This window comes from Pseudoalteromonas sp. SR43-2 (genome assembly GCF_014163885.1).
Classification (GTDB): domain Bacteria; phylum Pseudomonadota; class Gammaproteobacteria; order Enterobacterales; family Alteromonadaceae; genus Pseudoalteromonas; species Pseudoalteromonas distincta.
Genome location: NZ_JACJED010000004.1, coordinates 90517 through 114998 on the forward strand (window position 1 = coordinate 90517; position 24482 = coordinate 114998).

At 38.9% G+C, this 24482-nt stretch carries 20 protein-coding genes; 9 read left to right on the forward strand and 11 right to left on the reverse strand.

Translation table 11 applies throughout. The features are described 5' to 3' along the window. The first annotated feature begins 222 nt into the window (after nucleotides 1–222). The 5 genes from H5120_RS04650 (at nucleotide 223) to H5120_RS04670 (ending at nucleotide 6548) form a co-directional block, all read left to right on the forward strand. Nucleotides 223–2811: a TonB-dependent receptor gene (locus H5120_RS04650; RefSeq protein ID WP_182673745.1), complete on the forward strand. Its 2589-nt coding sequence runs from the start codon at nucleotides 223–225 to the stop codon at nucleotides 2809–2811. Between the two features lie 63 nt (nucleotides 2812–2874). Beyond that, entirely contained in the window at nucleotides 2875–3867 is a 993-nt protein-coding gene (locus H5120_RS04655; protein WP_182673746.1) for a carbohydrate kinase, read from the forward strand. A 445-nt stretch (nucleotides 3868–4312) separates the two neighbouring features. Further along, nucleotides 4313–5842, forward strand: a complete 1530-nt coding sequence (locus H5120_RS04660; RefSeq protein WP_182673747.1) for a cryptochrome/deoxyribodipyrimidine photo-lyase family protein — start codon at nucleotides 4313–4315, stop codon at nucleotides 5840–5842. Nucleotides 5843–5844: 2 nt separating this feature from the next. After that, nucleotides 5845–5985 (forward strand): DUF2256 domain-containing protein, encoded by a 141-nt coding sequence (locus tag H5120_RS04665; RefSeq protein ID WP_007376862.1) that lies wholly within the window; start codon nucleotides 5845–5847, stop codon nucleotides 5983–5985. A 125-nt stretch (nucleotides 5986–6110) separates the two neighbouring features. After that, nucleotides 6111–6548 (forward strand): OsmC family protein, encoded by a 438-nt coding sequence (locus tag H5120_RS04670; protein ID WP_182673830.1) that lies wholly within the window; start codon nucleotides 6111–6113, stop codon nucleotides 6546–6548. Between the two features lie 76 nt (nucleotides 6549–6624). Here H5120_RS04670 and H5120_RS04675 read toward each other — a convergent pair whose 3' ends face one another. Further along, complete coding sequence (locus H5120_RS04675) at nucleotides 6625–6807, reverse strand: 2TM domain-containing protein (protein WP_182673748.1); 183 nt, start codon at nucleotides 6805–6807, stop codon at nucleotides 6625–6627. Nucleotides 6808–7024: 217 nt separating this feature from the next. On the opposite strand from H5120_RS04675, the gene H5120_RS04680 reads away from it, so the two are divergent. Further along, nucleotides 7025–7801, forward strand: a complete 777-nt coding sequence (locus tag H5120_RS04680) for an EAL domain-containing protein (protein WP_182673749.1) — start codon at nucleotides 7025–7027, stop codon at nucleotides 7799–7801. A gap of 48 nt (nucleotides 7802–7849) precedes the next feature. On the opposite strand, the gene H5120_RS04685 is transcribed toward H5120_RS04680, so the two are convergent. Further along, nucleotides 7850–9337, reverse strand: a complete 1488-nt coding sequence (locus H5120_RS04685) for a dipeptidase (RefSeq protein ID WP_182673750.1) — start codon at nucleotides 9335–9337, stop codon at nucleotides 7850–7852. A gap of 248 nt (nucleotides 9338–9585) precedes the next feature. Between H5120_RS04685 and H5120_RS04690 the strand changes: the two genes are divergently transcribed. Further along, complete coding sequence (locus tag H5120_RS04690; protein ID WP_039487197.1) at nucleotides 9586–9777, forward strand: DUF2986 domain-containing protein; 192 nt, start codon at nucleotides 9586–9588, stop codon at nucleotides 9775–9777. A 23-nt stretch (nucleotides 9778–9800) separates the two neighbouring features. Here H5120_RS04690 and H5120_RS04695 read toward each other — a convergent pair whose 3' ends face one another. The 3 genes from H5120_RS04695 to H5120_RS04705 form a co-directional block, all read right to left on the reverse strand. Continuing rightward, nucleotides 9801–10697, reverse strand: coding sequence for a TDT family transporter (locus H5120_RS04695; protein ID WP_259397817.1), 897 nt, complete (start codon nucleotides 10695–10697; stop codon nucleotides 9801–9803). A gap of 256 nt (nucleotides 10698–10953) precedes the next feature. Further along, nucleotides 10954–13119 carry a TonB-dependent receptor gene (locus H5120_RS04700; RefSeq protein ID WP_182673751.1) on the reverse strand — a complete coding sequence of 722 codons (2166 nt, stop codon included), beginning with the start codon at nucleotides 13117–13119 and terminating at the stop codon, nucleotides 10954–10956. Between the two features lie 133 nt (nucleotides 13120–13252). Continuing rightward, entirely contained in the window at nucleotides 13253–14551 is a 1299-nt protein-coding gene (locus H5120_RS04705) for a PAS domain-containing methyl-accepting chemotaxis protein (RefSeq protein WP_182673752.1), read from the reverse strand. A gap of 360 nt (nucleotides 14552–14911) precedes the next feature. On the opposite strand from H5120_RS04705, the gene H5120_RS04710 reads away from it, so the two are divergent. Further along, the gene (locus H5120_RS04710; protein ID WP_182673753.1) at nucleotides 14912–16117 is read left to right on the forward strand and encodes an MFS transporter; all 1206 of its coding nucleotides are present in this window, start codon (nucleotides 14912–14914) and stop codon (nucleotides 16115–16117) included. Between the two features lie 341 nt (nucleotides 16118–16458). Here H5120_RS04710 and H5120_RS04715 read toward each other — a convergent pair whose 3' ends face one another. The 4 genes from H5120_RS04715 to H5120_RS04730 form a co-directional block, all read right to left on the reverse strand. After that, nucleotides 16459–17505, reverse strand: a complete 1047-nt coding sequence (locus H5120_RS04715) for an NAD(P)-dependent alcohol dehydrogenase (RefSeq protein WP_182673754.1) — start codon at nucleotides 17503–17505, stop codon at nucleotides 16459–16461. A gap of 143 nt (nucleotides 17506–17648) precedes the next feature. Further along, complete coding sequence (locus tag H5120_RS04720; RefSeq protein WP_182673755.1) at nucleotides 17649–18362, reverse strand: DUF1499 domain-containing protein; 714 nt, start codon at nucleotides 18360–18362, stop codon at nucleotides 17649–17651. Nucleotides 18363–18468: 106 nt separating this feature from the next. Further along, on the reverse strand, nucleotides 18469–19809 hold the full coding sequence (locus tag H5120_RS04725) for a DUF1501 domain-containing protein (RefSeq protein ID WP_182673756.1): 1341 nt from the start codon (nucleotides 19807–19809) through the stop codon (nucleotides 18469–18471). Nucleotides 19810–19818: 9 nt separating this feature from the next. Further along, nucleotides 19819–21726 (reverse strand): DUF1800 family protein, encoded by a 1908-nt coding sequence (locus tag H5120_RS04730; protein WP_182673757.1) that lies wholly within the window; start codon nucleotides 21724–21726, stop codon nucleotides 19819–19821. Nucleotides 21727–21896: 170 nt separating this feature from the next. On the opposite strand from H5120_RS04730, the gene H5120_RS04735 reads away from it, so the two are divergent. Then, a complete protein-coding gene (locus tag H5120_RS04735) occupies nucleotides 21897–22112 on the forward strand; it encodes a hypothetical protein (RefSeq protein ID WP_182673758.1) in 216 nt (71 codons plus the stop codon). Between the two features lie 49 nt (nucleotides 22113–22161). Here the strand turns inward: H5120_RS04735 and H5120_RS04740 are convergent, their stop codons facing one another. Then, nucleotides 22162–23685 (reverse strand): diguanylate cyclase domain-containing protein, encoded by a 1524-nt coding sequence (locus H5120_RS04740; RefSeq protein WP_182673759.1) that lies wholly within the window; start codon nucleotides 23683–23685, stop codon nucleotides 22162–22164. A 437-nt stretch (nucleotides 23686–24122) separates the two neighbouring features. Next, nucleotides 24123–24467, reverse strand: coding sequence for a hypothetical protein (locus tag H5120_RS04745; RefSeq protein WP_182673760.1), 345 nt, complete (start codon nucleotides 24465–24467; stop codon nucleotides 24123–24125). Nucleotides 24468–24482: the final 15 nt, after the last annotated feature.

The following is a 24482-nucleotide window of genomic DNA, read 5'->3' on the forward strand; positions in this document are numbered from 1 at the left end:
TTAAAAAGCAGCCATCGGTAACGTTGGCTGCTTATTTATTTTTTATCAGAGGTAAAAAATTCACTTAAACAATCAAAAAGCTGTACAAAAAATAATAAGTAATAATAGTTGATTTATTATTTTAAGTTCTCTACATTCTATTTACAAATTTGATAACACTGACATGTTTGATTAATAAAACCGCAAATTTGTATACACACACAACAAAGAGAGAACAGAAAAATGAAAGTATCAGCAAAAATGACTCTAATTGCAGTCGCTGTAGGTCTATCCATATCCCCTAGCGTCTTGTCACAAGAGCAACAAGAAGCAAAAAGTGATTTAGGGTTTGAGCGCATCATTGTAACGGGAACATCTCGGCCAAAAGAGAAAATCGAATCAACTAATGCAATAACTACCTTTAACGAAGCAAAGTTAGAGCAATTGGCTCCGCACAGTGTTGCTGAATTAGTGCGAAGTATTCCTGGTTTTCATGCCGAAGACACCGGTGGAGAAACCGGTAACAACGTAGCCCCACGAGGCTTTCCGTTATCAACGCAAACAGAGTTTACAGCACTACTTCGTGATGGTATGACCGTGTTTTATAATCAAGATATTTTATTTACTCAAAATGATCGCTTTACCCGTTTGTCTAATTTTGTTGGCAGCATTGAAGCTATTCGTGGTGGTGCCTCGTCAATTTTTGTTGGTAGCGCGCCAGCTGGGTTTATTAATTTTATTTCTCGTGAAGGCTCCGATGATACCCAAGGTGATGTGTTTTTTGAAACCAACAGCAACAACCGCCTAGGTGGACAAGGTTGGGTTAGCGGATCAATAGACGATCAGACAACCTATGCTGTTGGCGCTTGGTATCGCAAGGATGACTCCACACGCGATCCGGGATATACAGCTAACCAAGGTGGTGAGCTTAATGGCAATATTAAGCACTTTTTTAAAGATGGCAGCGGCTTTACCCGCTTTGAGTTTAATAAACAAAACGATAGATCATTCTTTTTTATTCCTCAGCCATTAATAGGCTCAACCACCAATGCTAAAACAATCCCAGGCGGGATGGATATCAGAGATGGCACCACCGGTAACTCAGCAGGTGCGCGTTTATTAACTCTTAATAACACCCCAAGCGGCGACATTGATTTGGATATTGCAGATGGTAACTACGCTAATGTGACCTACTTTGGCAATACAACCGAAATTGAAATCAACGAAAACTTAGTCTTTTCAAATCAAATGCGTTATACCGATATGCTAACAACCTTTACCGGCATCATTAACGTAGGTAACGCCGAATCGTTAGCTAGTAAAGCACAAGCTATATATGCTGCAAATACTGATGTCCTTGCAGGTGCCATGGTTGATGGTAACCTAAGTTACGATATACGCGATGCAGGAAACGGCTTTGTATTGGCTGATTCAAGCAACGTAAATACCTACAACACCAATGGATACGGAATAAACGCAGGCTTTTGGCATAGACGTTTTGAAGGCGATAACTTTCAAAACGAAACCAGATTCAACTACACCTTTGATGATGTAGGCGAAGGGACTCTTTATGCTAATTTTGGCTTATTCTTCTCTAATATTAATGGCCATGTTACCGACTATCGAATTAATACACTGCAATCAGTAGAGCCCCTGCCGCAGCGCTTAGATGTTGTATTTACAGATGCACAAGGTCTTGACATTGCCAGCGGTACTTACAAAGGTATTCAGTCTGGATCACATGGTTTTGCCGATATTGTTTATAGTGAAAATACCCTGGCGCCCTTTGCTGACTTTGAATACGAGCTTGAAGATGTGTCGTTTAATCTGGGCCTAAGGTACGAAACCCTCAAAGCAGATGGGGAAGCGCAAAACCAAGCTAATTACACAATTGACAGTTTTGCCAGCGATACTGATACCGTCAATGGGAATATTACCCTGCCCTTTGGTGATGGGACTTACCGAAACTTTGATGTTGAATACAACGAAATGGCATGGACAGTTGCAGCTAACTACAAATTTAACGACGACTTAGCGGTATTCACTCGATATGCAGATGGTTTTCGTATGCCTGATGTAGATAAATACATGGCGATTACCAACCTAACTAGTCAAGAGGAAATTAATCAATTTAATAACTCTGAGAGGCGCGAAACACAACCAGCTTCAACGGTAATGGCCGAAGTGGGCATTAAATATAACGAAGGTGATGTCGCAGCATTTGTAACCGGTTACTTCGCCGCTGCGGATGATTTATTCTTTAATGTACCTACTGTTGAAAATGGTCAAGTAGTGCAACGTCAAGCCTTTAGAAACACAGAAACCTTAGGTGTAGAAGCCGAATTTAACCTGCAAATCACTCAAGACTGGCGCATTGGTGTATCTGCAACGTACCAATCACCCGAATTTGTAAACACACCAGCGGCGCAATACTTAGATGCTAATGGAAGCTCTGCCTCTATTGATATAAACGGCAACTTACCTGTACGTGTGCCTAAGCACTTTGGCCAATTAACTAGTAGCTATCAGTTTGAAGATTTTTCGTGGGGTATGGCAGCTATTCATGGTAGCTACTCTTGGAGCGGTAAACGTTATGCCGACGACGCCAACACAGCAGAACTGCCTATGTATGGCATGTTAAACCTTGGTTTATCCCTTGAAAACGAAGACGGTTATTACCTTCGTGCCGATGTTAAAAACCTAAATAACTCAGAAGGCTTATCAGAGGGAGATCCTCGCGCAGGTGAAACGGTAGCAGGTCAAGCAACTACATTTAATGCGCGCGTTGTCTTACCTCGTACCTTTAGCCTTACTATTGGTAAGCGTTTTTAATTTTACTCTAATCTAGGGTATCGTCATGCAAAGCGATACCCTCGCAATTTTTAGGAAAATATAATGGAAGTAGTTGCAATTGGTGAAGCTTTAATAGATATACTCTCACATGACTGCATGCACAATAAGGCATCAAATAGCGAACTAGACTTCACACAGTTTGCCGGAGGCGCACCTGCTAATGTTGCTGTAGCCGTAGCAAAGCTTGGTGGTTCAAGTTATTTGCTTGGTAAAGTAGGCAATGATAAATTTGGTCGCTTTTTAATAAATGCACTCAAAATGTATAATGTAAACACATCTTATGTTGGCTTTTCAAAAAAAGGGAAGACGGCACTCGCGTTCGTATCGTTGGATGAAAACGGTGAACGTACATTTGAATTTTACGATAAAGATGCAGCACATTACGATTTACAAATAACCGATTTAGAGCCCTCTTTATTTTCAACACCTAAAATTGTGAGTTTTTGTTCAGGCTCTTTTGCAAAACCTTTAGTATTAAATACAACCTTACATGCGCTAAAACACTTTAAAGAATCAGGCTCGGTTACATGCTTTGACATTAACTTTCGTTCAGCCTTCTGGGATGAACCACTCACAGCTAAATCTGTTATTGAGGATGTTGCTAAAACAGTTGATGTTATTAAAGCGAGTAAAGATGAGCTGATCTCGCTTTATGGAATAGAGCATATTGATACCACTATTAGAAGTTGGGTAGATAGTGGCGTAGCTTTAGTTTTAATGACCGATGGTGGCGAGCCTATTACTTTTTCATCTAGCTCATTTAGTGGTACTTATCCTTGCCCTCAGGCATATGTTGTGGATACCACAGCTGCAGGCGATGCGTTTGTAGGTGGTTTTTTATATCAAATATCTTCGCTAGTGAGTAATAAAACAGAATTTACTGACTGGGCAAATAACTTTACTAACGTTTCAAAGGCTATCGACTTTGCTACTAAATGCGGAGCCAAAACAGTAGCAACGTTTGGAGCCTTTGATGCCCTACCTACATTCCATGATATCTCGGCGAGTACCCTTAAATCTTCGTGTCGATGTTAAAAACCTAAATAACTCAGGAAACTTATCAGAGGGAAGTTTCACTCAGGTGAAACGGTAGCAGATCAATCAACTATATTTAATGCGCGCGTTGTCTTATCTCGTGTCTTTAGCCTTACTATTGGTAAGCGTTTTTAATTTCACCCTAACTGAGGGTATCGTCATACAAAGCGATACCCCCGCAAGTTTTATGAAAAGACAATCGAAGTAGTTGCAATTGGTGAAGCTTTAATAGGTGTAGTCTCACATGACTGCAAGTGCCAAAATTGCTTAAGTATCACGGTAATTCTCCCTATTTATAATACTTCTTTTATTGGCGACTCATTTTAGTATCACCTTAACATGAGTTGCCTATATCAAAATCGTTTTTACACTAGTCTTCTTTTACATTTAATACGTATTGGTTTTGTCTTATTATTTATAATGCCACGGTTTTAATATTGCCAGTATGAAAGAAAAAATAAACATCGTGTGGTTTAAACGTGATTTACGTCTTAGCGATCATCAACCCTTAAAAAATGCATTTAGTAATGGCTTACCGACCCTGTTACTTTATAACTTTGAGCCATTACTACTCGAAGATGCACACTACAATGAGCGGCACTGGCGCTTTGTGTATCAATCAATAGTTGAGTTAAATAATCAGCTAGCGCGTTTTAACGCCTGTGTTTATATATTTAATTTAAATATGAGCGACTTACTTGAGTCGATAAAGACGCAGTTTGAAATAGTTAATATTTTTAGCCATCAAGAAATAGGCTTAAACAACACCTTTGAGCGCGATAAGGCAATAAAAGCATGGTGCCAGCATAACCACATTAATTGGCAAGAGTCGCAAACAGGCGCGGTAATTCGCGGCAAAAAAAATCGTAATAATTGGAACGAACGCTGGCAGCAAACAATGCAAGCACCTATTGCTGTTCCTAATTGGAAGAGTATAAAAACAATTTCCCTTAATAACTATCAAGCGCCTGAGCTGCCAAGCGCTTACACTCAAGATCATGACAGCTTTCAACAAGGTGGCCCACTGCATGCGCGCACTGTAATGCAGAGCTTTTTTGCCGAGCGCGGTAAAGGTTATCAAAAAGGAATATCGAGCCCAAGTTTAAGCCAAACACATTGCTCTCGACTTTCGCCGTATTTAGCGTGGGGGAATATTAGCCTTAGGCAAGTGTATCAAATGGCCATTGATGAATATCATTCAAAACACCCTAACAAAAGAGGCTGGAAGCGACCGCTTGCTGCGTTTGTATCGCGCTTGCATTGGCACTGCCACTTTATGCAAAAGTTTGAAAGCGAGTGCTCCATGGAGTTTTTAGCCCTAAATCCGGGTTATCACGTATTTCCGTATCGTGATGATGAATGTGTGAAAAACGATATTGAACGCTGGGCGCAAGGTCAAACTGGTATTCCCATTATTGACGCTTGCATGCGCTGCTTAAAAGCCACCGGTTATATCAACTTTAGAATGCGCGCCATGCTTGTAAGCTTTGTCACGCATCATTTAAATATAAGTTGGCAGCAAGCAAGCTTTCCGCTCGCTAATTACTTTTTAGATTTTGAGCCAGGGATTCATTATCCGCAAATTCAAATGCAAGCCTCGGTAACAGGCATTAACACCATTAGGCACTACAACCCAATTAAACAATCAGAAGATCAAGACCCAACAGGTTCGTTTATTAAAAAGTGGTGCCCCGAGCTTGAAAAACTCCCTATTGAATATTTACATCAGCCTTGGGAGCAAACTCCAATGGAAGCTCTCTTTAACGACTTTAAGTTAGGGGATGATTACCCTGAACCCATGCTTGATTTAACAGCCGCCTCAAAAGAAGCACGCGAGCGCTTATGGCAATACCGTGAGCGAGCCGATGTTAAACGCGCCATAGGGAGGATTCTTAAAAAACACGTTGGGGGTACTCAAAAAGTTACTCGAACAAAAAGTAAAACGGATACTAAAAATAACAGTAAGGCTAAGTAAGCATGGCGCACAAAAAACTAAACTTACCTCAAAAAATGTGTCCTATTTGTAATAAACCTTTTACGTGGCGTAAAAAATGGCAGCGCGACTGGGATAACGTTATTTACTGCTCAGAGCGCTGTAAGCGAAATAAACAGGGATAACAATTAACTGGCGCCTATTTTGCAGCATCACCTGTAATTAGTGCTTTTGAGGCTTTTATATAAGTTTATTTTGTAAATAACGCTTAGCTAGCCTGAAAAGCTTACACTCTAGCAAGGAGAAGATGATGACGATTAAAAAAGCGGCAAGTTCAACATGGTCTGGCGACATTAAAACAGGCAAAGGTAGCATATCAACTCAAAGTGGCGCGCTTAATAAACAACCTTATGGTTTTAATACCCGCTTTGAGGATGAGGCAGGCTCAAACCCTGAAGAATTAGTAGGTGCAGCGCATAGTGCATGTTTTAGTATGGCGCTTTCACTTGCATTAGGTGATGCAGGCTTTACCGCAGATAAAATTGATACTAAAGCCACTGTAAGCCTTGATGAAGTAGATGATGGTTTTTCGGTGACGCATATTGCCCTTGAGGTAAAAGCACGTATTGATGATATTCAAAACGAGCAGTTTCAAGCCTTATGTGAGCAAACCAAAAAGAGCTGCCCTATTTCAAAACTCTTAAATACCGAAATATCACTAGATGCGACACTTCAATCAGCGTTTTAAATATTCAGGTTTAGGCTATTGTAAGTAGAACACATTAAATTAAAGCCAAGTAAATTATTACTTGGCTTACTAATCATCAAGATACCTTTTTAGAGCGGCTCATACCTAAGATTTCAGACAATAAAGCGATCCCCATGCCAAGCGCGGGCCAAATCACCCATAAGGTGTTTGGTGATGTAATTAAATTAATTAATCCTAAAAACACTAAAGCAACTGCATACTGTTTAAAACTTTGAAATATTGTTGTTGATGTATTCATGTTTATCCTCCTGTTAATGTATAAATCTATTTCTATATAAAAAAGAAATACAAACCCCTGCCAAATGTCATTAAATAGCATGACATTAGTCATCATACTACTCACATATAAATAATCACTTATTACGTTAAAAAAAATATAAACTAATACTTTAATCTGCTTGTGTTAGGATCTACCCTCAACTAACTTTAAAAATAAACATAAGAGGATGAACTAAGTGATCGAAAAATCAAAAGATTGTGAAAAAGTGACATGTAGTAATTGTGCTGACGCCAACGATCTTGAATTTGATTTTTCTATGGCTTTTCAACCGATTATAAACTGTAAAACTCGCCTAATTTATGGCTATGAAGCATTGGTTAGAGGTTTAAATGGCGAGTCTGCTTATTCAATTATTTCAAAAGTGAATGAAGACAACCGCTATGCATTTGATCAGCTTTGTCGTATTAAAGCCATTCAACTAGCCGCAAAGCTGGGCATAACATCAATGCTAAGCATTAACTTTTTACCTAATGCTATTTATAAACCAGAGCGATGTATACGCACCACACTAGAAGCTGCAAAAAAGTATAACTTCCCAATTCAAAATATTATGTTTGAATTTACTGAAGTTGAAAAAATTGAAGACACCGCACACATTAAACGCATTGTTGATTACTATCAGTCTCTTGGATTTAAAACCGCCACTGATGACTTTGGTGCAGGTTATTCTGGTTTAAATCTATTGGCTGACTTTCAAACAGATATTATCAAGCTTGATATGGCGCTCATACGCGATATTAACAACGACAAAAAACGCCAACTAATAGTAACTCATTGCTTAAATATGTTTCGCGATTTAAACATAACCGCACTAGCTGAAGGCATTGAAACAGTAGAAGAATATAAGTGGCTTAAAAACGCAGGTGTTGAGCTTATGCAAGGGTATTTATTTGCCAAACCAAGCTTTGAAAACTTGCCTGAGGTAAATTTTAAGGACATAGGTGCTGATTAGTACTCAACACCTATTATTAAACTTTATTGAATTTAAGTAAGGCTTAAACTACATATTACCTAGCTCTATCATCATTGCTGTGTACATACGTAAATTCAGTTCAAGTTGCTCAATGGTCATAAATTCATGCTCGGAGTGACCTGTATATCGCTTACCTGGCATTGAAGGGCCAAACGATACCGCATTATCAAACAGCTTTGCGTTAGTGCCACCACCTATTGATACAAAGTCAGCTTTTTCGTCGCCCGTAAAATGCTTGAAAATATCAAGCAGCTTTTGCGCGTGTGGCGCGCCATCAAGTAGCATAGGTGTGCCAATAATTGTTTCTATGTTAGCAAGTGTTACAAAGTTAGTAGCTTGCCAATTAGCGAGTGCATCATCAATTTGCTTTTGTAATACAGCTTCGTCTTTACCCATTGGACGACGTGCATTTACAGCAAGTGTTAGCGCATTACCATCGCGCTCAATAACTGTTGGTGCCACTGTCATTGGGCCCATAAAGTCGTGCTTGTAAGCTATTTCGCCAAATTGTTTACCGTGAATGTCTAAACCAATTAACTGATTCACAAAGTCGATTAGCTCGCCGTCACTGTTATTTTCAAGCTCCACACCTTTAAATAACTCAGCTAAATAAGCAATAGCATTTATACCCGACTCCGGCTCAGATGAATGCGCCGACATACCTTTAACGCTTATTGCTAAGCCATTACTTTTTTCACTAAAGTTAAATTCAACTTTATTTAATGTTTTAGCTTTTGCTTTTAATGTATTAATAAGTGCCGCGTCTGCATTGTGCAAAACTAAGCTTGCATCTTCTGGAATTTGGCTTCTAAACGCACCGCCAGTTACATCCTTTACATATAAACCCGTTTGTGGTGATGTTGCATTAAAAGTAGGTGCAATTAAGCTCCAGCCTTTCTCGGCAACCACTACAGGGTATGATGCATCAATCGTTACTGCATATTTGGGTTGCTCATACGTTTTCATAAATTGAGTAAGCGGACCCCAATCAGACTCCTCAGCAAGGTAAATCATCAGCTCAATACGGTTATTAAGGGTTATGCCTTTATCTTTAATTGCTTTCATGGCGTAAAGCGCTGTTGCTATTGCACCTTTGTCGTCCTCAGTACCACGACCAACTAATTTACCCGGTTCAGATGTATCAATAATAAAAGGACTTTGTTTCCATTTGCTAGCATTAGCAGGTTGCACGTCGCCGTGGGTTACTACCGTTACTTTTTCGCTTTGCTCGCCCATACCAATTAATACGGTGTACCCTAAATCTTGATAGTCAAAACCAAGCTCTGCGGCTTTCATTTTTAAAAGTGCTTTAAAGCCAATAAAATCGGGATTTTGAGGAGTGCTAATGTCGCTTTTATTAACCGTCGGAAAAGCCACTAAGTTAGTTAGTGTGTGTATTTGAGCATTTTGGTAGGTATTTACTGCGTAATCGGCAACGCTATCAATATTTTTATTTAACTGCGCATGTGCGCTAAATGCAAATAAAGCAATACTGGCTAAAGCTAACTTTTTCAAAACAATTCCCATTTAATTAATAACTAAGAGCGGTAATTATAACGCTATGAAGTGCCTACTTATAGCTCTTTACGCCAGCACATAGGTAACTTAAGGTAAATAACCGAAACTCTGGATAATAAATCTATCTCAAGCAGCTATTTTCAGCGCTAACTGCGTTGAACTTACTTGCAATAGGCCAAGTAAATCTCTTGCCCAGAGTTCATGTTAAATATTTATATAGCAGCTTTTATGAGGATGACTGTATAATGCGCGACTTAAAATTAAGAGAGTATTTAATTGTGAACCGTCGTAAAAAAATCGTCACTAAATTTCAAAAGAAAGATAAACGCACTAACGCTAAATTGCATAAAAGCAACAAACCGTCTTATGTATCAAAAGCTGAGCGCGAAAAACTAGCTGAACAAGAAAGTAATGAGCCACAGGTAATCCAAGAGTAGTTTTATGTTACCTGTTGCTTTGATTATTTAAAGTGGCAAAAGTACCGACCACTTACATAACATACCACTGCCGTGGCAACTATAAGTTCAAACGTAGCTAAGTAATTAACTGTATCTACATATGGCATTGCGAGGTTTATACTTTGCATCCAATCAGCCATTTTAAATAATGCAGTTGCCCCAATAACCATTGGAAATGTAAAAGCAGCGTAGCTCGGTGTAAAAGGTCTGCTTAATAACTTTATAAATAACACGTAAACAATCAGTGTTTTTATTATCGATAATATAAATAATGCCCCCACTATAATAAGTGACGGATTAGCTACAATATGAAAATACCCCGCTAATGTTAAACTGGCAGGCGCTGCTAAAATGGCGAGTGTTGGCTGTATTTCGTAGTCACTTTTTAATGCTAATAAAAAACGATAAAACATAATTGGCAGCATTATAGCGTACGTTGATATACCAATAACTAACGCACTATGAGCTAACCACGCTAATGTCGGATCTCCCGAAAAAGTAACATCTGCAATAATTATCCCCACAGTTGGCACAAACCAGCTGGGCGCCATATCCTCAAAGTTAAACTTTTTTACTCGCTGGTATAAAAAGCTCACCAAAAATGTGAGATGCAACACAAAAGCTAAAACCCACATAATGTCGCCAGCTAATGAGTAAAATTGCCCAACTGAGTTTGAAATAACAAGATTAGCCATTGCAAATGTAGGGATCACACTTCCTGCAACTGGGTGTGCTAAATCGGCTTTTAATAAATGAGGGTGTAGTAAAAACTTAGCAGCCAAAAGTAAAACTAATACGCCAGCTAATACCGCTCCCAAAAATTGCCCTTGGGAGTTTAAGTTAAAAACGTTTTCCCATGTCCATCCCATACTGGCAATACCCAAAGCTAAACCGGCCATAGCTGTTGGCGCACCCATCACTTTATTTTTAAATTGCTTAAAAACTGTACTTCCTAATCATTGGGTGATGAACAAGCTACTGCTTTTTACTGCATTGCCTTAAAATAACGCTGTAAAATTAGTACAAGCGTGCTTAATAGAACGCTTTTTGCGTACAAATATTTCATAAAAATAAGTTTACGGCTTACATATTAAAGCGTATGAAAAAAGCCATAACACAGTTATGGCTTTTACTTTATTTTAAAATTTAATTTAGTTAAAACGCGTAACTAATGCTTACATTAAATGAACGACCCTGCCCAGCAAGTTGTTCAAACCCGTTGCTGCTATCTTGTTTAAGTGCTGCAATACTTACGCCGCCTAGTGGGAGTTGGTAGTACTCATCAAACACGTTACTCACTTCTGCGCTTAGCGTTAATGAATCCCATGTGGCTTTAGAGCTTAAATTAACCAAGCTGTAGCTGTCTGTTTGGTTTTCAAAACGATTATTATCTACACGGGTTTTAGTATCTACCCACTGCCAAGTTAATGCGTTTTCAAACCGACCCATTTGCTGGCTAATACCTAGCTGGGTTTGCAGTGGTTTAATTTGATAAAGCGGCTGGTTAGTATCGTCTCGCTTACCTCTGGTATTTGTAACATTAGCGTGTAACTGCCAGTTACCTAATTGCTTAGATTCATAAATGTTGGCTGTTAAATCTATTTTTGCACCATATAAAATGGCATCTACATTAGTAAACTGCAAAATGTTACGCGCTGTGTTGTCCAAGTCATAACTATTGAAGCTTCTTACAATATCAGCATCAATATAATCATTCACATCTGTACACCAAACATTGGTGCTTAATCGCCAACGGTCATCTTTAGCCTGCTTAATATAAGTAGCATTTAAAGTATGCGCTGTTTCAACGTCTAAATCAGGGTTACCAATATAGCCATTACCATCGCCATACCAACCAATCATGGTGGTTGCCATGGTACTTACACCCCAGCTGTATCGCTCGTATAAATTAGGTGCGCGGTTTTTACGGGCAAGACTAAATTGCAGCTCATCATAATTTGTTATTTGGTAGTTAATTAAAAAGTTAGCATCAACTATAGTGTCGGTTTTATCTCTGTCGCCAGCATTAAAGTTCTGTGCAGCAATAGTGTTATCTGTAGACATATCGCTCATGGTCATAGTTTCCATACTATCCATGTCGCTCATATCGTCCATATCCATCATGCTCATACCATCGTTGTAAGGCTGAACCTCACCTACTTGGGTATTAACACTTTCAATACGTACACCTGCGTTTAGCCACAGTTTTGTATTTATTTGGCTCTCATATTCAGCAAATGCTGCTATGCGCTCTCGTTTGCCATTATTTATATTTACGTAATCGTTTGGTCCCATCATGGTTGAGCCTTCAATAACTGGCCACCAATCATCAATGCTGTAATTGTAATATTCTTGGCCGAGTAAAATACTGCTGTTTTTATCAAGCGCAATACGCCATTTAAGCTGCGTACTTATATCTTGTGCATCGGTTTTCATTCGCATCATGCCTGTTTTTTCTTCACCGAAAAAACCCATTTCGTGCTTTACGCTATGCCAATTAACTTGCCCTTCAAACTCACTGTTATCAAAAGAGCGTTTGTATTGAGCTATTGCATCGTAACTGGTGTTATCGGTCATATCCATATACTGATTTGCAAATCCCTGATATGGGATTTTTTGATGTGTTAGCTTTATCACTAATTGCTGTTTATCATCGCGCATAGCTGCGGTTAAACTATGATTTTGTGCTCGATACAATGTATCTAATACTACATCGCCGTTACCGTCTTCATAACTATCTGCGTCACTAAACGACCCCTGATAATTAAGGCTAAGCGTGTCACTTGCTAAACGTGCACCAATGCCAAGTTTACGTCCGTTATCAACGCTACTGTACTTTGCTGACACATAACCTGAGTGCCAACCTAATTCATTGCTATCGCTATACTGTGGTGAAATAGAATTAACGTTTATTACGCCAGCAATATTATCGCCGCCCGCACTCACTGGCGACACGCCTGCAACCACATTATAAGACGTAATTTGATTAGCCGAGATATACGAAAGTGGCGGGTTCATATGATTAGCGCATGCAGCGGTTACATCTGCGCCATCAATTAACACTTTAACTCTGTCGCCCATTAAACCATTTAAAATAGGGAGGTTAGATACGCCGCCCGCAGCTGAAAAGTCGACACCTAAATCACTTAATAACGATTCTGACGAACCAAGTGCTAAATGCTTATTTTGAGCATGTCCGTGTACTTCAATTACTTCTAAAGACGTATCGTCGGCAAATGCAAAAGTAGATAGCACACAGCTAATAAAAAGTGCGACAGGGGAAAGTAAGTAAGTTTTTTGAGTTTTGCTTTTATAAACCATTGTTAATTTATGCCACTGTAATAATTGGCGTAATTATAGTGTGAACTGCAAAAGCAAAAGCGCGACATATTGTCGCACTTTATCAATTTTGAATGTTGTTAGGCGTGTTTAATCTAAAAGGTCATATAATAAATTAAGTATTTAACTCAGCGACTGTTTGAGAAACAATATCAGCCCCTCGCTCAATCTCTTTAATAACTTCAGATACATTCGCAATAAGCTCTCGGCCTTGCTCTGAAGAGTCTGAAACCGACGTAATTTGCCTTGATATATCATTAGTGAGCTCTTGGTTATTTTTAACAACGGTCGCTATTTCATTAGTTGAACTACTCGTACTGGCTGCAAGTTGCCTTACTTCGTCAGCTACTACAGCAAAACCTCGACCGTATTCACCAGCACGTGCAGCTTCAATAGCAGCATTGAGTGCAAGTAAATTAGTTTGATCAGCAATGCTGCTAATTGTAGAAACAATGGAGCCTATTACAGCTGATTGTTCATTAAGATTTTTAATTAAATCAACTGACTTAAGAACTTGGCTTACAATGGCACCTGAGTTTGCAACAGAACTTTGTAGTATCTCAGAACCTTTTTTAGCGGTTTGCGCTGTCGCTACCGCCGATTCATACGCGATTGCAGCGGCTTCAGTCACTGCATTATTATTGTGTATACGATCAGTAATATTTGATGCAAACTTAATTATTTTAATTACATTACCTTTGCTATCTAATATTGGGTTATAAGTAGCTTCTAGCCAAATTTCTGAACCGTCGGCGGCAATACGTTTAAATTTTCCTGACTTAAACTGCCCCTGCGCTAATTCATTCCAAAAGTGTGGGTTTTTCTCATAAAACACTTCAGTACAAAACATTTTATGATGTTTACCTACAATATCTTTTAAGCTGTAGCCTACTGTTGCTAAAAAGTTTTGATTTGCGCTTAAAATATTACCTTGTGGGGTAAACTCTATTGTAGCCAATGCTTTATCGAGTGCAGTAGCTATCGCTTCTTGTGCCTTTCGTTGTATATAACTAGTCGTAATATCAGAGGCTATTTTAATCACTTTAGTGACTACGCCATGCTCTTCTACAGGAAAGTAAGTTGCCTCAAGCCAAAGCTTATCGCCATTAGCTTTGTATCTTAAAAACGATCCTGATTTAGAATCTCCGGTTTTTAATGCTTGCCAAAATTGGCTATATTCGTCTGACTTTGCATATTCAGGTTCGCAAAACATGCGATGATGTTTGCCAATTATTTGCTCTTTGCTGTAGCCTACAGTAGCTAGAAATAACTGATTTGCGTCTAATATTATTCCTTCAGGTGTAAACTCTATATAAGCCACATGCTTGTTAATTGCCGACAAGATAGACTGTTTTTGAATTAATTGAAGCTCCATTTCTTCAATTTTTGCGTTTCTTTTAGAAATACCAAACATATAAAAACCTTAAGGAGTAAATTAGTAAAAACATTAGCAAATTAATGTGATATCAACATGTAACTGTACTGTAAATATAAGCTCTAAATAACCTTTCGGCGAATATTTAACACCTTATAGATGCATGCTTTATAAATAGTTTTTTTATTTTATGAATTTTAAGTAGTATTTTCTTCTAATTAACATTTTAAAAACCTAACAAAAACACTAATTTATGCATGACTCTGTACTTTTTTTAACTTAAAATAGCACTTTCACAGACTACCCTCTCACACCAAAATTTAAGCATACATATAATATTTTCTATTCAGAATTTATTGCGCTGTTTCACTTTTAAAATTAAATCTTAAGGGATCATCTATGACATCAGATGTAACGTCGGCATCTAGTCAACTTAACAGAACCGCTATTTTACTCGTATTAGCACTTGGCACATTTATTTTAGGATTATCTGAGTTTTCGATGATGCCTATGCTGCCACTAATTAGCGAAACATTTGGCTCAACGCCCTCACAAAGTGGTTACGCAATTAGTGCTTACGCCATTGGTGTTGTAGTGGGTGCGCCTATTTTAATGCTTACCACTGCTAATATGAGAAAGCGCAAAGCATTGCTCATTTTTATAAGCTTAATGTTTATCTCAAACGGGTTAAGCGCGATGGCAACGTCGCTTGAGCAGCTTGTAATATTTAGATTTTTAAGTGGCTTACCTCATGGTGCATATTTTGGTGCTGCTATTTTATTAGCATCAGATATTGCCCCAAAAGGTAAGCGTGCAAGCTTTATGTCTAAGGTGTTTATGGGTTTAACTGTGGCTACTATTGTTGGCGTGCCTATAGTTACACTTGTAGGTCAAAATTTAAGTTGGCGTTATTGTTTAGCTGGCGCTGCAGTACTGGCCTTTATTGCTTTTGTTTTTGTTTATAAAGTAGTGCCTAGTATCGATAACGCTAAGCCTTCTAACTTACTAAACGAGTTTGGCGTACTTAAAAATAAACTGGTTTGGTCCATTTTGGGTATTGTAATTATTGGCTTTGGCGGAGTGTTTTGTATTTATACTTATATTGCCGACACCATATTAGTGGTAACAAAAACAGCTCCGTATACTATTTCTATCGCAATGGTAATGTTTGGTATCGGTTGTACACTCGGTAACTATGTACTGGGTAAAGCTGCCGATAAATCAGCAATTAAAACGACTGGCCTTGCGCTTGTAAGTACTATTGTATTTGCCTTTGCATATGTAACGGCAAGCCATAATATTTGGGCTCTTTACGCGGTGATCTTCTTTATTGGTTGCAGTGTGGGCTTGGCTACGCTGATTCAAACGCTTTTAATGGATGTTGCGCCCGAAGGCCACGCTATGATTGGTGCCTTAGTACAGTGCGCATTTAATACTGCCAATGCTATAGGTCCTTGGGTTGGCGGAATTGCAATAGCGCAAGGTGCTGCACCTAATCAAACAGGTTACGTAGCAGCTGCATTGTTTTTAGGTGGTTTGGGTATGTGGCTATTAAGTTACTTACAACTAAACAAACAGCAACCAACAGCGCAAGCTACTAATTAACTGAGTCCTGGTTAATTTAAAACATAAAAAGAGCCGCTAATTAGCGGCTCTTTTATTTTTAATTTACCTAGGGCCTGTTGACCTTTCAGGATTAAAATTTGTTCAATCTAGGGGCGGTTTAATCGCGGCGTGAGGTTTGTAACCTAGTGGGCTAAGTAAAAACCGAGCAACAAAGAGTAAATTGCCCCTAGAAAGAACCCAAAGGGCAGCGCATGTTTGGCATTTATGCTGCGTTATCGCCTACTTATGGGGAATAACCACACTACATAGGCTCTGCCTTGCCTAAATACCAAACAGTCTGCTGCAAATTCAACCTCGAAAGATAAACAGGCCCTAGTAAATTAAGCGTTTAACGATGCCATATCAATAACAAAGCGGTATCGTACGTCAGATTTTTCCATACGCTCGTATGCCGTGTTAATTTCGTCAATGTTGATCATTTCGCACTCTGGTAGCACGTTATTTTCACCACAAAAATCGAGCATTTGCTGTGTTTCTGCAATACCACCAATGAGTGACCCTGCAATACGACGGCGACCCATTAACAGCGGCACCGTGCTTAGCTCTTCTACAGGGCCAACCTGTCCAACGATGATTAGTGCGCCGTCTATGTCTAATAAAGGCGTGTAGATTGAAAGGTCATGCTTAACAGGCACTGTATCAATAATTACATCAAAAGCCGACTGCGAGTCTTTCATTTCGTCATCATTAGATGACACTAAGTAATGCTGGGCACCCAATTTAACGGCGTCTTCTTTTTTCGACTCACTACGCCCAACAACAGTAACAATTGCACCCATCGCTACGGCATTTTTAACTGCCATGTGGCCAAGCCCACCGAGGCCAACAACTGCAACACGGCTGCCTTTTTTAACGCCCCATTTATGAAGTGGAGAATACGTAGTAATACCTGCACATAATAGAGGTGCAACGCGTGAAAGCTCTAAACTCTCTGGTATTGAAAGTACGAACTCTTCTCGTACAACAACATGTTTAGAATACCCACCTTGGGTCATTTCGCCGGTTTCTCTATCTTTACCTGCATAAGTGCCAACCATACCCTCTCGACAAAATTGTTCTTCGTCGTTATCACATTGATCGCAACTTTTGCATGAATCAACCATGCAGCCCACGCCAACAGTATCACCTTGCTTATATTTTTTAACGTCGCTGCCTACCGAAACAACTTTACCAACAATTTCGTGCCCAGGTACTAATGGGTAGTCACTGCCACCCCAATCATTTCGTACGGCGTGTAAATCTGAATGGCACACACCACAGTATAAAATTTCAATTTCTACATCGTTATTTCGTAAATCGCGGCGCTCAAAAGAAAACTCTGTCAATTCAGAACCTTGGCTTTTTGCTGCATATCCTACTGTTTTCATAATAACTCCATAGTGGTTAAAAATTTAAATCATCAACAGCATAGTACATAGCCTGTGAATAGAACCTGACAATATAAAATAGGCACAAAAAAAGCCCAAACAGTATTTGGGCTTAATCGTTAGGACTAGGGCGCTAAATTTAATTATTTTGCAAGTAAGCTGTTTAGTTCATTAATAATTGAATGAATGCGCTCTGCATTTTTTCCTAAATCACTACGCCCTACTCGCGATTTACTACGAATATCAACAAAACGTTGGCTGCCTTCATCTTTAATACGAATTACCACATCGTCTTTAAAACCAAACCATGTGGTTGTATCAGTAGCTTCTACAATACCTGTAGCCGTATTTGCACTTACCACTGCAAAGCCAAGATTTTTAACTGCTTGTTCGCTTGCTGCCATCAAATCGGCTTTAGATTGTGCAAAGCTTAACGTTGCCAGTTCAGGGTATGCTTTGCGTTGCTGTACTGCCGTTTCTTCACCCGCGTACTCTACTGGATTTGGTGCTTCAGCACGAAGTGGCGCAATTGCTACAAATTTTGGTGGGTTAACTAAATCTGTTGAAATATCATGAATTGCCGGTACGCTTTTAGCTTTGTTCATCATATTAAGTGGCATAGCAATAGCCACAACCGAAAACACAAGCGCAATAACACCACTGCTTAGCGTTAACGTTTTACGCATAAATAGCGCTTGTATTATAAGTAGCACCAATGCAGCGCCACCAGCGTAAACGCCAAATCTAAATCCCGTAAACGCAACCTTTAGCTCTACAATACCATATTTATACAAAGGCCCCGGCAGTATGACGAGTAAAAAAGCGATTAGACTAACTAAGCTCACTAAAACTTTCATTTTATGATTCCTATATTGTGTGATTTTTATTATTAAAACAGATAAGCACTATCAACCGGTAGCTTATACTACTAACAAGTGCTTTTAGATTACTATTAGCGACTAATTACACAAAAAAGTCCAATGTTGTGTGATCAAAGTTACTCAAGTTTGGAAAGATATCAACAAGCTCAGAGCTTGGCACACCAAACCACTGAGCCAGTGTGGCAAAGTACTGCTCATTAGCAACACTTGGAATTAAACGCCCGCCACCGGTATCTTGTGGGCCATCCAAATGTTGGGTTAGTAGCTCACCATATATATTGCCGCCTTTTACTGCGCCACCCATTACTATTTGGTTTCCTGCCCAACCATGGTCAGTACCATCGCCATTTGAGGTCAACGTGCGACCAAAATCAGACATAGTAAACGTCGTCACTTTATCAGCCATATCAAGCTCTTTCATCGCACTATCAAATTCACTTAACCCTTGAGCTAACGTATTTAATAAAGCTGGGTGCGTTGTTAATTGGTTGTCGTGGGTATCATACCCCCCCATAGAAACAAAAAACACTTGGCGTTGAGTACTCAACTTTGCCTGTACGCTAATTGTTTTAGCGACTGCGGCAAATTGCTCACTAAGGCTATTATCGCTAAATGGGGTAATAAGTGCAGGCGCGCTTTCTAACGCGCTGTTCATTGCTTGAGTGTTATTTATCGCACTTGTTAAGCCATTGGCATAAGCTGTACTTAACGGATGGCTCGTATTGCCTAGTAAGCGGTTCATAATAGCGGTTACGTGCTCGCTACGAGGTTGATACCCTCCAAACGCGTTAATACTACTAATGCCACTTTTGTTAAGCGCAAATGCATTGCTAGCACTTCCCGTTTGCCATAAATTAGTACCGTCGAGTGATACATTAGCTGCAAACTCATCTTGTAACTCTAAACGCTCTAAAAGTCGTGCGCCCCACCCGCTATTAAGTGATTGTTTTTCTCGACCATACATCCACGCAGCTTGCTGATCGTTATGCGAAAACAAATGCTTAGGCAAACCTATTGTTTTATTTTTATAGCCATTCAATGTTGTGGGAGCGAGTAAAGTACCTACCCCGCCTATAAATGCTAAATTTTGAGATTCAAACACATTTTGTATAGGTTCAAGTGAGGGATGAATACCGACTCCACCGGCAAACTGGCTTTTAATACTTAACTCAAGTGGGCTCTCTACCGCTAGGTTTTGCCTGCTTTGCTCGTACAAATACCGTTGCTCGCCTTCAAGCGGAACGAGCATATTTAACGAATCATTCCCGCCATATAAATACACACACACTAATGCTTTATAATCACCTAACTCAACGGCATTAGTCGCTCCAGTTAATGCTTGTAATTGCAGGCTCGTTAACGCGGCAGCCGATACGCTGCCTTTCATACATAACGACAGAAACTCTCTTCTATTAATGCTCATTATGCGCTCCTAATACTGCACGTTGAATTCAGGTGAAATAGCAATCATATATAATAAATACGAAACCCGTTCACGGTATTGCTCTTCATTAAAGTAGGCATCTAAATCAAGTAATGCTTGGCGTGTGCCACTGCTCATTGCGCCTGCAAAATATAACGTGTTGTACTGAGTTAATAGCGCGCTAACACCGTTTTTCTCTAAAACATTCATGTCGTCTTGAATATAAACATAAATACCATTTGAATTTAAATCACTGTGTGCTTCAGCGGTACTCCACACTAAACTTGCGTAAAGCGCGTTCATGGTGCCAATCAGTGTCGCATCGTTTGCTATTTGTAACTCTGGCGCAACAATACCTTCATTTCGCAAAGCTGCGGTTTGATAATCAGGCCTAAAAAAGTTAAATACCGAAGCCGACTGCATGGGTCCTTGCCCGTAGCTATTTATTAAATTCCATGTTTTATAGTAACCAGCCAAAGATTTAGCATCGAGATTTCGCCAAAACTGTACGGTTTTTAAAATAGGCTCTTTAATTTTACCTTGATAGTTAAGCACTGAGCCAAAATGCCGTGCTTCATCATCTAAATATATAGCCTTTACTACAGCCGCTAAATCGCCGCGTACACCGGCGCCATTATCAATAAATACATTAGCTACTCGTTCAACGTATTGGGGGGTTGGATTTGACGTAATTAATCGCTGAATAAGTTGCTTAGTAATAAATGGCGCAACATTTTGATGATTAAATAAATTATCGAGCGCTATTTGCATTGACTCTTCTGCTGCGTAACCTTGTGGTATAACCTCGCCATTTAGTAAGGTTTTTTGTTTACTAGAATGGTACTCGTCAAATGCTTCCATTGGTTTAATATAGTCACGACTTTTACGCTTAAATGTTTCACTATCGGCAAACGTCCAACCAGTAAATACGCGTGCAAAACCCTCTATTTCGACCTGTCCGTAAGTGGCAATAGTATTACCTTGTGCATCAAGCTTAGCGCTGCCATCTAGGTTTAGCTCTTCAAGGCCAATAGTAAATAACTGCATTACTTCACGTGCGTAATTTTCATCTGGGCGAATATTAAGTGCATCGTCTGCTTTTTCGTTACCCAAATGGCTTAAGTAAGTTCCCATAATAGGCGAAAGCGTGACATCTTCGAGTAAGTCACGATAATTACCAAAGGCATGCTTTAGTAGCAAATCGTAATAAGTGATCATGCCCTCAGGTTGGCCTCTTAAGGCACTGTTTTCATCCGACACTACTAATATTTCACTTAACGCAAATGCAACACGTTGACGGAGTTGATCGTCACTTTGCATTACTGCCTTCCACCATGCGTCTATGCGGCTTATGTATTTAAAGTCGTCATCGTCATTTAACTTTACTAAATAATCACGGTGATAATTAATAGGTAGCGCTACTTGCTTATCAAGCCATTGCTGCTCGCTTAAACCTTGTGCGTTTTGTATTTCACTAAGCTTAGGTCCCATTGTTGCTTGGTGTAGTAACCGTGCGGCGCTAATATCATCCATATTATTACGTGCAGTAAAGCTTAGCGTTTTTACACTGCTTGCCCCTTCGTTATCGGTTGCTGTGACCGAAAAAGCGTAATCAACAGGCTTATAACTTTGCGCATTTAGCAGTGTTACTGAAGTAGTTGTTGCCTCTAAAGGCCCACTAATTAGTTCAGGCCCTTGCGTTTGTTGCCACACAACAGATGTAATAGTGCCGTCTTTATCACTGGCTGTTGCTGTTAGCTCAATTGTTTGGCCTTTACTTAATTCACTAGGAATATCAGCGACTGACAAAATGGGGATTTTATTTCCGTTAACGGTTGGCGTATCATCGGAGCCTGAACCACCGCAAGCGCTTAGTATAAAAACCGAGCTTGCGATAAGAGCAAATTTATAATGCATGTAAAGTCGTCATCATTTGTTAATTAAAGTACGTTAGTGTGTACCGAGTTTAATGCATTTATTGAAACACAAAATTTACAATTTAACTCTTTATTTTTTGTAACCGAATCATGAACGCCCCATTAATAATGCGCTAGCTGCAGGGGTAAACAGCCAGAGCTTTATTATTTATGAAAACAGAAATTCGCTATTGTTTTGAATCATCACAAGTTGCTAACAGATTTTTACACGAGCTCAAAGACTGGCCGGTTAACGATGTAAAAACACGACTTTTTAATGGCGGCGATAGTGTAAAAGTGACATACGAATACGACGAAAATGGTTTTGATTACACTTGCGCCGAACTTGACGACCTAGCACAGAGCCATGGCGGGAAAGAGGTTTAAGCGTTTTATAATAAAAAACAGCTGATGCATCTTTAATAATTGACTTAAATTATATAGATTTGATTGATGTTTTATCTCTACCTGAGTTTTTCGCTTCGTAGAGCATTATGTCGGCTTCTTTAATTAGTGATTGGATAGACACATTATTACCACTTAAGGTTTCTTTTGTAGCAAATACACACCCAGCACTAATTGTTAAATATTTACGTACAGGCGACGCTTCATGAGGTAAATTTAACTCCCGAACCGCCAAAAGCAATTGCTGAGATATATTTACAAACTCTTCATAAGAAAGCTCTTTAAAGAATAATATGAACTCTTCGCCGCCATAGCGCGCAACTGTTCCTGTGTTTTGCTTTGCAATTTGTTGTAATTTACAAGCTAAGAGCTGTAAAGCATTGTCTCCGGCTTGGTGACCATAAAAATCGTTATAATTTTTAAAGTGATCTACGTCAAGTAATATTACTCCAAAGGCATTTTGTTGCTGTTGAGCCTGCTTCCACTGAGCCGCTATAATTTCATCAAAGGCACGCCTGTTGTAAATTTGGGTTAACCCATCAATTTTGCTTATCTTTTCGAGCTTAGAATTTTGCTCTTTTACTTGTTTAATTAACGCATTAAAACCGCTAATTAAAACGCGCATTTCTAAAAATTGATTAGTGAACCTCAAAGGCTGTAAATCGTTTTTAACCAACATTGAATTAATAGCGGACGCACCACTAATAAGCGGTTCAATAAAATAACGATTTACAATATAAAAACCTAATAATGACATTGCAAAAAACATAAACAGAATAAGCTTTAAATAGTGATCAAATAAAACTGGCAGTGTTTGGTGATGGTGCTTAATGTTCAAAGCAAGCAATGGCTTACCATTTACATCTAGAATCACCCTCTTCCTATGAGTGGCAATGTCCTCTTCTTGGAGGCTCCCTTTAAGCGTCGCAATATCGTTTGAAGAACTACCGTGTGCTATTTGTGTATAGCTAAGCTCCACTTGTGCAATTTCCGCTAAGGATTTGATCAACGACGGTCTTACTTTTTTTATAAAAACAATACTACCAACAGGCTCACCTGTTTTATCTGTTCGCTTTATTACATGCGATGCAAACATGATAGGGCCGCCCGCTGTTTGTAAAAAACCAGAATGACTTAAACTACTGTCGTCATTAGCAGCTTTTGGATTAGGAATAATTGCGCGGTTTAATTTATTAACCTGTAAATCTAAATCAGGCGCATCAAACTCCCTATGCTTCATATAATCATACGCTTGTCCGTAAACCATATTAAAGTTTACATCGTAGATAAACACACCATCAATTTTGAGAGAATAGAAGGTATCCCCTACAAAGTTTGAATCTACATATTCTGCGTCAAAATCAGCCATATAATCATAGGTGTCATCCCATACGGCGTAGTCATAATTGAGTGTTTCTAAAAATATAAACTCTCTATCAAGCGCAATTTTAAGACTCAGTAATTCACGATTTTGATAATCTTCAATACTAGTGTTTATAGTCGGCAGGCTAAAAAAATAGCGGTACCCAACTAATAAACTTGTTACAAAGCACATTAAAATTAAAGTACCTATTATTACAAAAAATCATAATGTCATAGTCTCTATCTAATCGTGTAGAATTAAGTCAAAGTAGCTTACGTTTTATGTTTTAGACTTCTGCATCTAAATTATAAATAATTAGCTTCTTACTAAAGCGTAGTATAAATTCATGAGCAGGAATAAACAAAGCTTACTATTAAGTTTTATAGCGTTAAAACTTTAGCACTTTCAATAATATATTTAATATAGACATAAAATCATACCAATTCGCTTAATTAAGTGGTCTATTTTGAGGACAGAAAAACGTGTTGATAGCTAGGCAAAAAATTCGCTATTTAGTTGTTCTAAATGAGCATTTTTTAACGCAGGTAGCGATACGTTTAGCCCCGCAAAATGATTAAGTATTATTGCGGATTGGTATTACACATTTAAAGTAGTACAAAAAGCTGAAACTATTTCGCTACCGAAACTTCCACTTTCGATGAAGATGAACTCGCAAGATCCAGTACTTCATAATAATTTAAGCCATCAATTTTTTTACCAATAATAAAATAATTCATTTCATTCATCATGGTTGGGTCGCCTAAAACATCTTCTGCGCTTTGCACATCAGAAAATTGAATTGCAATTAAGGCGCCTATAAAGCGCATTAAATCTTGAGATTTTAATGTCTTTAAAACTTTATGAACTCCGGCCTGAGTTGACTCAGGTGTAGAACCATCAAATCTAAAATCACTTTTTGTACTAGCGCATGCACTAAGCATTAATATTGATAGTGCGATAAGTAAATGTTTCATATATATCCTTATTTG